The organism is Priestia veravalensis (assembly GCF_001457055.1).
Lineage (GTDB): Bacteria > Bacillota > Bacilli > Bacillales > Bacillaceae_H > Priestia > Priestia flexa.
Window position 1 is genome coordinate 25,038 of record NZ_KQ758666.1, and the last position, 10,648, is coordinate 35,685.

The following is a 10,648-nucleotide window of genomic DNA, read 5'->3' on the forward strand; positions in this document are numbered from 1 at the left end:
AATAAATTGAAGAGACTGAGACATCAGTCGTTCAGCAAATGAAAAACCTGTATGATTGAACGTTCACGACGTTTCATCATGCAGGTTTTTTTATTATGGCTATGTGTTTGAAAACAGGATGAAACGGAGCGTAGGATACTTGGTTCCTTCAGAAGCGATAGAAAAAGCGCTCTGACAAAGAAAAGCGAGCAAGCTGGAGTGAACATCACAACTCATTCAGAAATGAGTGCTTTCAAACAGAGGCTTCGATTTCTTCCCGCAACAAGAAAGTCGACGTTTAAAAGTCATTATCTTGTTATGTCCCACACTCTTTTTTTATGAAGGAAGGTAAATACGCTATTTTTTGGGTTAAAATCTCTATTTCTTAAAAGGGTATGAGTTAATGTTCATAGATTTTAAAAATTTTCCTTTGTAATAAGATGAAAATGACCTATTTATTTCAAATTATTGTCTGCGATATCATATAGGAAGAATGTAACAAAATGTCTGGAAGAGAAGTCATACGTAAAGGCGGTGAAAGTATAATGGATGCAATTTTGCTTCAGTACAATGGGTTGGTGAATCGTTATCAAGAAAAGCTGGCTAAATTAGAAAGCTGTAAAGCAGCTCTCAAAGAAAAAGAAGCGCAGTTTCAAAGAGCTCATTTTCTCATGATAGATCACCGTTGTCAGGAGATTTTATTGCTGGACAAGCAGAAGCACAAGCTAATGTAGAGAACTATACGCTCAATCTTGGCACAGAACTTAGTGCAGCCAAAATAGAAACAAAGATTGAACCACTAAACTTTTTTGGCTATAAGCCATTAAAGGAGTGGTTTGGGATCGAATACAACCCATACGTTGGTGTTGATATTTTACTAGGAAGCGTAGCCTTGGGCGGTTCAGTCGGTGCCGAAACTGGCGGGAAAGTAGCGTTAGGTGTAGGAGTTGGCGGAAAGTTCGGGTTTGAAAAAGAAGATGATGAGGAATAATTCAGCAACTGAAAATTTAAAAATATGAGGTAGTATGAATGCACACAAAAAAAGATATGCAAAAAACGCTGAGAATAGGTTTAATGCTTTATGCAGTTCTTATGACGATCGGTGGAACGGCTGTATTAGGAATCATTATTGGTCTTGTACCGAGCGAACAGCTAAAACATGCAATCAATTTAATGTTAGCTATGGGTGGACTTTTCTATGGAACAGCCATTATTGCTTTAATTATTCGAGCAAAATTCACAAAAAAACAGCAAGAAGTCGGGGGAAATGACCATGAATGACTTTAATGAAAGACTTTTGCCAATTGGTACGGTTGTAAAGTTAAAAGAAGTTCGGAAATTAGTCATGATTTATGGACGTTTTCAGAAACAAGCATCAACAGGCCAAACGTTTGATTATGTGTCCGTTCCGTATCCTGAAGGGAATATCAATGAAGACTATAACTTATTCTTTAATCGCAACATGATTGAGTCCGTTCAGCATGTAGGAATGAAGTCACCAGAAGAAGAACAGATGAGCCAGCAGGTTGAACAAGATATTGCTCAGCAAAAGCAAGCAACCACTCAGTGAAAAAACAAATTGGAAGCAATAGGCTAGTTTGATGAAGGGAGCTCTAGAACGTGAGCCATACACAGCGTAAGAAAACACTCCGGTTATTGCTGCTAGTTGTGCCGCTATTTTTTGCGATTGCCTCTACGATTTCAACAGCAACCATTTTTATGGTTGAACACTTTAAAGGGAACTCAATGTCCTTTTGGGCGGTCCTCATAATAGTCGCACCTTTATATATCATACTAGCCGTTTGTTTATGGATTCGAAAAAAAATATAAGAGTTTGAGGAGAAATCATGTCAGACATTTGGAAAAAATATGGTAAAGTTATTTGCGTTGTATTCTATATCATTGCGTTAGTATTTCAATTAATGGTTACAACATTAATTTGGAAGGAAACAAATTTATTTGCCGTGATGTTAATTATACAGGTGTTCATTACAACAATCGCTGTTTGGGCAGCCTATAAAATTGCTAATCGAATGTTACTGAAATGAGAAAGCGAGCTGGGGTATCCCAACTCGCTTTTTAGCTTTCATATTAAGTAACTTGCCTAGCTGCAAGTGTAAAAACAATTTTGTATATGATTAAATCCATAGTAATACAGAGGGATTTACCATTTTCATTCAGTGGATACAATTAGCATTGATTGTATCATCTCAGATGGATTTATCCATTGCCGCGGTTCATCAATTCCACACGATCGTTTAACCTAAACGACGCAAGCCCTACCTCTCTTGCATCCTCACGGCTCCGAAGCCGATCCAGTGTGAATAAGTTGTTTTTAAAAACAAGTGTAGAATGCCAGTATTTTTACCTTGCATTTTACAATACATCCTCTCAAGTTACTTCTTTTTGAAGTTAGAATTATAATTTTACGCAATATCATCGTGGAAGTCAATAGTGTTTTGGTGTTTTTTTAAATCTTTTTATGGGAAAGGATACTATTTTTCGAATAAAATAATATTTGGTACGATAAAAAAGAACACAAAGGAGTGATGTTATGAATACAAATCAAGCTTTTCGTGAAGATGTATTAGAAGCCGTTTCAGATTTGTCGTATGAAGAGTTGAATCAAAAGATATCAGATGACAAATGGACTATTATGCAAGTGTTGGAACATCTCTACCTAATGGAAGAAATGATTGTGGCTCGCGTTTGGCACCAGTTGCAAAATGGAGAGAACAAGCCAGCAGAAAAGAAACAGTTTCTTTTTAATTTGGAGAAAGAATGGGATAGTCAGACATCGTCCAGATACCCACGCTATAGGTTTTAGGACTATGGTTTTCTACCGTGCTTCCACCTTGAATCGTAAATAACAGTTTTAAAGGGTCATCTGCATAGTACATTGTTTCTTTTGTATACGGGTTATAAAATACCTTAGGAGGAAGTTTTGGTACGACATCTGTTGTATTAATAAACGATCGGCTCTGCGGTACTAAGCTTGTATACGTACGAACAAAGTTTGAATCTCCCACCCGTGGTGATGCGTAGTTATACATGGTGACACTTGGGAAATTTGTGTTGGTTGCAACATCAAGAGCATGTAGCGTAGCGAGGGCAGCTCCAAGGCTATGTCCCGTAATATAAAGAGGCTTGGCAGGTAAGGTAGTGTACGTGGCCAGCAGCTCATCGCGACATGATTCATAAATGTTTAAAAATCCTTCATGAACAAGTCCAGCATTTTGTGTATAAGGGTAAGGACGCTGGTGAATTTGAGCATCCGCAATCCAATTCGCTTCCGATTGAGTTCCTCGAAATGCAATTACTATGGCATTATCGGATTCTAGAATAAACCCAAACCACTCTTTTTTCCCCAGGACAGATGCTTGAAATGCTTTAATGAATTGATACCCTTTTGGAACCTCGAACGTGCCTGCTTGCTGATACTGTTGATAGCTCAGTACGCACATATAAAGAAGGTCCAAAGCAAGCGGTCGATAAAACAAAGGTTCAATCTTCATATTTAAGCCCACTTTCTCTAACAAACGTTTTTATCTCAAACTATGAAAAAATGAGATTTTGGTGCTTGTTTCCTTTAGAGAATTGGCAAGAAAATAAAAATATGCGTAAGGTTACAAAAAAATGATACCGCTTTCTTTTTATGAAAGATAGTTATAAAATCTATAAAAACTAGTTATTTTTGTGCGAAATAACTAAATTTAAAATAAATAATCAAAGTTATATTGTTAAAATAAACAATATAACTTATAATTTTAAAAAAACAGAAAATTAGTAAGTTATAAGGGGGATTTTTATTGGAGCAGTTTGTTGCAAGCTTAAATAACGTACTATGGAGTACACCGGTTATCTATAGTTGTCTTGCGATTGGGCTTTTGTTTTCCATTCTCACTCGCTTTTTACAGGTTAGGCATCTAAAAGAAATGGTTAAACTCATGTTTCAAGGAAAGAGTTCAAAAGCAGGGGTATCATCTTTCCAAGCGCTTGCATTAGCATTATCTGGGCGTGTAGGTACAGGTAACATTGCAGGGGTAGCAACGGCCATTACGTTCGGTGGACCGGGCGCGGTGTTCTGGATGTGGGCAGTAGCTTTCATTGGTGCTTCAAGTGCGTTTGTCGAATCAACACTGGCACAAATCTATAAGGTAAAGCAAGATGGCCAATATCGAGGAGGCCCGGCTTACTATATTGAAAAAGGAACTGGAATGAAATGGTATGGTGTTATTTTTGCGATTGCAGCACTGGTAGCTATGAGCATTTTGATGCCAGGAGTGCAATCTAACTCTATCGCAGCAGGTTTAGAGAATGCATTTAACGTTAGCCCAACAGTAACAGCTATCGGCTTAATTATTTTATTAGCTGGAATCATCTTTGGTGGGGTTAAGCGTATCGCAGGAGTAGCTCAAATTATCGTGCCATTTATGGCTTTGGCTTATATCGCACTTTCTTTAGTTATTATTGCAATTAATATTACTGAATTACCCGCGGTTTTTGCCTTAATTTTTAAGAGTGCTTTTGCGTTAGAATCAGCTTTTGGTGGGATTGTTGGTTTGGCTGTTTCATGGGGAGTTAAGCGTGGGATTTATTCCAACGAAGCAGGGCAAGGAACAGGCCCTCACGCGGCAGCTGCAGCAGAGGTATCTCACCCAGTGAAACAAGGTCTTGTTCAAGCATTTTCTGTTTATATCGATACATTACTAGTTTGTTCAGCAACAGCGTTTATGATTTTATTTACGGGGATGTATAACACACAATCACCGGATGGCGCATTTATCGTTTCAAATTTAGAAGGTGTAGAAGCAGGTCCTGGATATACGCAGGCAGCAATTGATTCCTTTATTCCTGGATTTGGAGCTGGGTTTGTAGCGATTGCGCTCTTCTTCTTCGCATTTACAACGATTATGGCGTATTACTATATCGCTGAAACAAACATTGCATATTTAACAAGAGGCAAAAACGGTAAGTGGGCTATGTTTGTATTAAAGCTTGTGTTGTTAGGTGCAACATTCTACGGAGCAGTTAAAACAGCCGATATTGCTTGGGCTCTTGGCGACGCAGGTCTAGGAATCATGGTATGGCTGAACTTAATAGCTATTTTGATTTTGGCAAAACCAGCGCTTGTGGCGTTAAAAGACTATGAAGCTCAGAAAAAGCAAGGGTTAGATCCGGTATTTGATCCAGTGAAGCTAGGTATTAAAAACGCAGACTACTGGGAAATAGAATATAAAAAAGATGAAAATCAAGTTTCATAATTTCAAGCTCACTTTTTCAATCTTTGAAAAAGTGAGCTTTTTTCATTAGAATGACATGTATAATAGTGTGTATTAATGAAGCTAAAGGAAAGAGGAATACGTTATGAAAGAAACAATTATTTCAACCATCGATGAGCTGCAGCAAACGTTTTATGATATTAGTCAATATATTGGAAACAACCCAGAGCTTGGCCATGAAGAAGTAAAAGCTTGTACAGCGCTCACAAATGAGTTAGCTAAGCATAATTTTGAGGTGGAAATAGGGACGTGTGATTTAGCTACTGCTTTTACGGCTGTGTATGATAGTCATAAGCCAGGTCCTTCGATTGGCTTTATGGCAGAGTACGATGCGCTACCGGGGCTAGGGCATGCTTGTGGCCATAACTTAATTGGCACAATGGCCATTGCAGCAGCGATTGGATTGAGCAAAGTTTTGAGTGAGACAGGCGGTAAAGTATACGTATACGGGACGCCTGCAGAAGAAACAACGGGTGGTAAAGTAACGATGGCAGAAGCGGGTGTTTTTAACCATCTAGACGCAGCCATGATGGTTCATCCATATTATTGCCACCAAAAAAGCGGTAGATCACTGGCGATGGACGCTATTCAATTCGAATTTTTTGGGAAATCAGCACACGCAGCAGCAGCACCTCATGAAGGAATTAATGCGTTAGATGCAGTTATTCAAACATTTAACGGGATCAATGCTCTTCGTCAACATGTGAAACCAGATGTCAGAATCCATGGTGTTATCCCTGAAGGAGGCAAAGCTGCTAATATTGTACCTGACTATGCGACAGCGCAGTTCTATGTGCGAGCATCTAACCGAAAGTATGTTAATGCGGTAACAGAGCGAGTAAAAGCTTGTGCACAAGGTGCAGCTTTATCCACAGGAGCACGACTTGAAATTTCAAACTATGAATTTTCATATGATGATATGGTGACAAATGAAGTTTTATCAACAGCTTATACACAAAATCTACAGCTGCTAGGCGTGCCAGCTGAAGAAATTTTTGAGGACCAAGGTGATCACGGTTCATTAGATATGGGAAATGTTAGCCAAGTGGTGCCATCAATTCATCCATATATTAAAATATGTAACGAGTATTTTGTCTGTCATACGCATGAATTTAGAGAAGCGGCTCTCAGTCCACAGGGACAAGAAGCGCTTATTCTTGGGGCAAAGACAATGGCATTAACAGGATATGATTTGCTAACAAAAGAAGAGCTCTTGCAAAAAGTAAAAGATGAATTCTCTAAATGATGTCATGTAATAAAGAGGCTGGGACATAAGTAATTCAGCCAATGATAAACCTGACCGATTGAGAGTTCATAACTTTTAATCGGTCAGGTTTTTTGTTGATTGGTAAAAACCAGTTTGGAAACAGGGTGGAATGGAGCATAGGACACTCGACTCCTGCGGGAAAGAGAGGAAAACTGAGATCCCGCAGCGCAGCGAGGAAGCTCAGGTTCCTCCCCGCGGAAAGCGAGTGGCCGTAGCGCAATGGAACGAACGTGTTCAGACAAACCAAAAAGATTGGAACAGCTATTGTTCGTCTCTTAGAAGCAATCATTTTGTTATGTCCCAAACTCTTTTTTGATTTCAGTATCTGGAAGGTGTTAGCATGTTTGAATGCAATAAAAACAGGGTAATATCAGTATTGAAGATAAAAGACAGTAATGTTCACAAAGAACTAATAGAGGTTTTCGTATGATTAAAATTTTAGCAAAAACAAAAGAAGAGCTTTTGACCAACTTAACAATTGACGAGCTACAGGCTCATCCGTCAATTGATTGGTACTGGATTGACTTTTATAACCCAACAGAACAAGAGCAGAAAGCCCTTGAAGAGAAATTTGATTTTCATCCACTTGCCGTCGAGGATTGTTTAACCCAAGGTCAAAGGGCGAAATTCGAAATTTATGATGAACACTATTTTTTAGTATATTATGCGCTGCATAAAGAAGAGTTAGAAAACTTAGAAGTGTCGGCGTTTATTGGAGATAACTTTGTTGTTACGTATCATGTCGATAAGTTAAAAAGCGTAGCTAGAGTGGCAAATCTTGTCGAGAAAGACCCAAACATCGTAGAGAATGATCCGTGGGAAATTATTTATGAGCTGCTTGATCATACAGTTGATGAATACTTTCCAACACTTTACCAATTAGAAGATCAAATTGATGATATTGAAGACAATGCAAAAAATGAAACAATGGATGAACTAATGAGAAATCTATATGATATTCGAAGCGATTTATCGCGAATGCGTAGAATTTTAAATCCAATGCGTGATTTAATTTACCGTATTATGTCCACAAATGCATTAAAAGAAAAGGAACAGGTGCGTTATTTTAATGATATCTATGATCACCTGTTAAATATGATCGAAATCATGAATGCTAGTCGAGATTTATCAAATGATATTCGAGAAAGCTTTATGTCGATTAACTCGGACAGAATGAATTCCATTATGTTTACACTGACGCTGATGTCAGCTATCTTCCTTCCTCTTACATTTATCGCAGGTTTATATGGAATGAATTTCTCCTATATGCCAGAGCTAGCTGGTAAATATAATTACTTTATTGTACTCGGGATTATGATTGGACTTGTAGGCGTTATGGTTTTTGCCTTTTACAAAATGGGATGGTTTAAATATCGAAAAGGTCCTAAGTTATAAATATCAATTTGATGGCAAAAGTCTTATCCACATGTGGATAAGGCTTTTTTGGTGTACTATAAAAAGAGAAAGGATTGATGCGAATGGTCAAAGGGCTAAGAATGACGCTGCGATCAGTCATCATTTTACTTGTATGTATCGTTGTTTTAATGTCATTATTATTAACTGATTTATTAGTCAGTAACTCAACTGAGGAAAATGTTCGTAATCAAAAAGCTGAGAAAGCAACAGATGTGGCTAAAATTGTCGCAAACTCCAGTGAGGTAAGAAGAGGCTTAGCAGAAGAAAATTCAGAAGATATTCAAGCATATACTAATTCCATTCAAAAAGAGCTAGATGTATTATTTATTGTGGTCATGAACATGGACGGAATTCGTCAATCTCATCCCAACGAAGCTAAAATTGGAAAACACTTTGAAGGTGGGGATGAAAGAAGAGTCCTAAAAGGTGAACGGTATACGTCGGTTGCAAAAGGGACGTTAGATGAATCACTAAGAGCATTTGTACCTGTTTATAATGAGCGTAATGAACAAATTGGTGCGGTAGCTGTAGGGATTTCACTGGTTCAGGTCGAGCAAGCTGTTCAGGAAGGTCATCGACGCATTTTAATTGGGTCTCTTTTCGGATTATTAGTTGGGATTATCGGTGCTGTCCTATTGGCAACCTACATTAAGCGAACGTTATTTGGTTTAGAGCCATCAAACATTGCCAAAATTCTTGAAGAAAGAAGCATGATGTTACAGTCAGTGCGAGAAGGTGTTCGTGGAGAACGAATGACGTATGGAACGATTGGTCGCCCTGTTTATGCGTACATTTATAATGAGAAGCAAAAGCATGTATTAAGTAATTACCTATCATAGGAGTCAACGAGCCGCTGCCTGACATTTTCACTTTACGAATATATTTTTATAAAAAAACAGGTGTTTTTTTAGTTGCAAACGTTTAACATAAAGGGTAAAGAAGTGGATTTAATTGAAGATAAATTACTTTTTTACCCTGATATCATAAACTATAAAAATAATAGGTGGATAAACATTGATAAAAGATGCTCGTAAAGCAGCACTGAAAATTGCAGTGATGTACATTATAACGGGAGCCGTATGGATTCTTATTTCTGATAAGTTATCTCGTATTCTTGCTCAAGATAAGTTTGAATTATATATCTTTTTTCAACAGTATAAAGGCTGGTTCTTCATGTTGGCGACAGGTATTATTCTATACGGGTTAGTCTATCGTCGTGCATATTATTTGCTTCAATCACAGGATGAATTATCAAAAAAGGATTATGAACTTCTAACTAGCCATGAACATTATCAATCGTTATTTCAGCATAACCCGGATGCAGTATTTGAGATTAGTAAAGAAGGTCAAGTTCTCTCTACTAACCCTGAAGGTGAAAAAATAACGGGTTATTCAAGATTACAGCTAAAAGGAATGAAGACCTCAGAATTAATCGCTGATGATGATCAAAGCCTTTGTCATGAACATTTTCGTAATGTTTTAAAAGGCAAAAGCGCTAAATATGAATTAAAGATTGTGAACCAACAAGGTCAAGTTCGACTATTAAGAAGCTCATTATTACCAATTATCGTCAACGGCCAAGTAGTCGGCGTATTTATGATTGCTAGAGATATTACGAACTATCGTCGAGATGAAGAGCTTATGATTGCTTCTGAGAAAATGTCTGTAATTGGCCAGCTAGCAGCTGCCGTTGCCCATGAGGTAAGAAATCCACTGACTTCATTAAAGGGATTTGTACAAGTGATGCAGGCCACAAAGCAAGTGGAGGATCGTTACTTAGACATCATGCTGGCTGAAATTGACCGAATTAATTTAATTTCTAGTGAAATGCTGATTTTAGGTAAAAAACAGCATGTAGCTTTTGAAGTAACTAACTTAAATGAATTATTGAAGCAAGTGTTAATCTTAATGGAAGCGCAAGCAAATTTCAATAATATTTCTCTCGTTGCTCATTATGATTCAAAGCGGGACCTGTACGTTATGTCAGATCCTAATCAGTTGAAGCAGGTATTCATTAATATTATTAAAAATAGTATCGAAGCAATAATTAATCAAGGTGAGATTATTGTAACGTTAGCTGAAGAAGAAGGTAGTGCCGTTATTCAGTTTCGGGATACGGGAATTGGCATGAGTGAAGAGAGAATTGAACAAGTTGGCACACCTTTTTATTCAACAAAAGAAGCAGGTACAGGATTGGGACTAGCCGTTTGTTTTAAAATTATCGAGCGTCATCAAGGTCAGATTGAGTTTGAAAGTGAAAAGGGAAAAGGAACATTGGTAACGGTGTCAATGCCTTTAGCTAGTGAGTAGAACATGTAAGGAACCCGCCTTTATGAAGGAGGGTTCTTTTTCATGTGTGCCAGGCATGGCAACTATCTAGGTGGTGAAAGTCCACTGTGGGGGTACACATCGACCAACCACTAAGGAAGCGCAAGGAACTTATCGTGAGGTAAGGGCTAGAGGAAGCGTGGAATAAAATCTTGGCTCGACGAACAGAAATCTGATACTAAGGCTTGATAAAGGGATGAGGCTCCATGACAAGTCAAAGTCCAAAAGATGTGCGTAACTTTATTAAGTAAATCAGGCGAGTAAAAGAGGAAAGAGAGTTGTCTTACCCTGGGAGGTCTTGCGGATGTACAGAAGTACAGTCGAAAAAGGTTAACCGCAAGAAGTCAGCAAAAGCCATAGTAATGAGTAAATTCAT

The 10,648-nt window shown here is 38.0% G+C and carries 13 protein-coding genes; 12 read left to right on the forward strand and 1 reads right to left on the reverse strand.

Going from position 1 to position 10,648, the window contains the following annotated elements:
* Positions 1 to 482 precede the first annotated feature (482 nt).
* The 6 genes from AS180_RS14590 (at position 483) to AS180_RS14615 (ending at position 2,806) form a co-directional block, all read left to right on the forward strand.
* Positions 483 to 713: a hypothetical protein gene (locus AS180_RS14590; RefSeq protein ID WP_062687000.1), complete on the forward strand. Its 231-nt coding sequence runs from the start codon at positions 483 to 485 to the stop codon at positions 711 to 713.
* Complete coding sequence (locus AS180_RS14595; protein ID WP_062687001.1) at positions 665 to 970, forward strand: hypothetical protein; 306 nt, start codon at positions 665 to 667, stop codon at positions 968 to 970. The genes AS180_RS14590 and AS180_RS14595 overlap by 49 nt, the downstream gene beginning before the upstream one ends.
* A gap of 38 nt (positions 971 to 1,008) precedes the next feature.
* Complete coding sequence (locus AS180_RS14600) at positions 1,009 to 1,260, forward strand: hypothetical protein (protein ID WP_062687002.1); 252 nt, start codon at positions 1,009 to 1,011, stop codon at positions 1,258 to 1,260.
* The gene (locus AS180_RS14605; protein ID WP_062687003.1) at positions 1,253 to 1,549 is read left to right on the forward strand and encodes a DUF4176 domain-containing protein; all 297 of its coding nucleotides are present in this window, start codon (positions 1,253 to 1,255) and stop codon (positions 1,547 to 1,549) included. The genes AS180_RS14600 and AS180_RS14605 overlap by 8 nt, the downstream gene beginning before the upstream one ends.
* A 277-nt stretch (positions 1,550 to 1,826) precedes the next feature.
* Positions 1,827 to 2,027, forward strand: a complete 201-nt coding sequence (locus AS180_RS14610) for a hypothetical protein (RefSeq protein ID WP_062687004.1) — start codon at positions 1,827 to 1,829, stop codon at positions 2,025 to 2,027.
* 506 nt (positions 2,028 to 2,533) lie between these two features.
* Complete coding sequence (locus AS180_RS14615; protein ID WP_062687005.1) at positions 2,534 to 2,806, forward strand: DinB family protein; 273 nt, start codon at positions 2,534 to 2,536, stop codon at positions 2,804 to 2,806.
* Here the strand turns inward: AS180_RS14615 and AS180_RS14620 are convergent.
* Positions 2,745 to 3,494 (reverse strand): lipase family protein, encoded by a 750-nt coding sequence (locus AS180_RS14620; protein ID WP_025907583.1) that lies wholly within the window; start codon positions 3,492 to 3,494, stop codon positions 2,745 to 2,747. The genes AS180_RS14615 and AS180_RS14620 overlap by 62 nt on opposite strands.
* A gap of 294 nt (positions 3,495 to 3,788) precedes the next feature.
* Between AS180_RS14620 and AS180_RS14625 the strand changes: the two genes are divergently transcribed.
* From AS180_RS14625 to AS180_RS14645, 6 genes are all read left to right on the forward strand, one after another.
* Entirely contained in the window at positions 3,789 to 5,243 is a 1,455-nt protein-coding gene (locus AS180_RS14625) for an alanine/glycine:cation symporter family protein (RefSeq protein ID WP_062687006.1), read from the forward strand.
* Positions 5,244 to 5,346: 103 nt separating this feature from the next.
* Entirely contained in the window at positions 5,347 to 6,507 is a 1,161-nt protein-coding gene (locus tag AS180_RS14630) for a M20 family metallopeptidase (protein WP_062687007.1), read from the forward strand.
* A 130-nt stretch (positions 6,508 to 6,637) separates the two neighbouring features.
* Entirely contained in the window at positions 6,638 to 6,844 is a 207-nt protein-coding gene (locus AS180_RS22670; protein WP_139109206.1) for a hypothetical protein, read from the forward strand.
* 110 nt (positions 6,845 to 6,954) lie between these two features.
* Positions 6,955 to 7,923 carry a magnesium/cobalt transporter CorA gene (gene corA / locus AS180_RS14635; protein WP_025907577.1) on the forward strand — a complete coding sequence of 323 codons (969 nt, stop codon included), beginning with the start codon at positions 6,955 to 6,957 and terminating at the stop codon, positions 7,921 to 7,923.
* A 77-nt stretch (positions 7,924 to 8,000) separates the two neighbouring features.
* The gene (locus AS180_RS14640) at positions 8,001 to 8,783 is read left to right on the forward strand and encodes a sensor histidine kinase (RefSeq protein ID WP_062687008.1); all 783 of its coding nucleotides are present in this window, start codon (positions 8,001 to 8,003) and stop codon (positions 8,781 to 8,783) included.
* Between the two features lie 175 nt (positions 8,784 to 8,958).
* Positions 8,959 to 10,254 (forward strand): ATP-binding protein, encoded by a 1,296-nt coding sequence (locus AS180_RS14645; protein WP_062687009.1) that lies wholly within the window; start codon positions 8,959 to 8,961, stop codon positions 10,252 to 10,254.
* The last annotated feature ends 394 nt before the right edge of the window (positions 10,255 to 10,648 follow it).

Excerpts from the sequence above, each read along its gene's own strand:
- AS180_RS14590 (WP_062687000.1), top strand. The coding sequence starts at position 483 with ATGTCTGGAAGAGAAGTCATACGTAAAGGCGGTGAAAGTATAATGGAT.
- AS180_RS14600 (WP_062687002.1), top strand. The coding sequence starts at position 1,009 with ATGCACACAAAAAAAGATATGCAAAAAACGCTGAGAATAGGTTTAATG.
- AS180_RS14605 (WP_062687003.1), top strand. The coding sequence starts at position 1,253 with ATGAATGACTTTAATGAAAGACTTTTGCCAATTGGTACGGTTGTAAAG.
- AS180_RS14610 (WP_062687004.1), top strand. The coding sequence starts at position 1,827 with ATGTCAGACATTTGGAAAAAATATGGTAAAGTTATTTGCGTTGTATTC.
- AS180_RS14615 (WP_062687005.1), top strand. The coding sequence starts at position 2,534 with ATGAATACAAATCAAGCTTTTCGTGAAGATGTATTAGAAGCCGTTTCA.
- AS180_RS14620 (WP_025907583.1), bottom strand. The coding sequence starts at position 3,494 with ATGAAGATTGAACCTTTGTTTTATCGACCGCTTGCTTTGGACCTTCTT.
- AS180_RS14630 (WP_062687007.1), top strand. The coding sequence starts at position 5,347 with ATGAAAGAAACAATTATTTCAACCATCGATGAGCTGCAGCAAACGTTT.
- AS180_RS22670 (WP_139109206.1), top strand. The coding sequence starts at position 6,638 with ATGGAGCATAGGACACTCGACTCCTGCGGGAAAGAGAGGAAAACTGAG.
- corA (WP_025907577.1), top strand. The coding sequence starts at position 6,955 with ATGATTAAAATTTTAGCAAAAACAAAAGAAGAGCTTTTGACCAACTTA.
- AS180_RS14640 (WP_062687008.1), top strand. The coding sequence starts at position 8,001 with ATGCGAATGGTCAAAGGGCTAAGAATGACGCTGCGATCAGTCATCATT.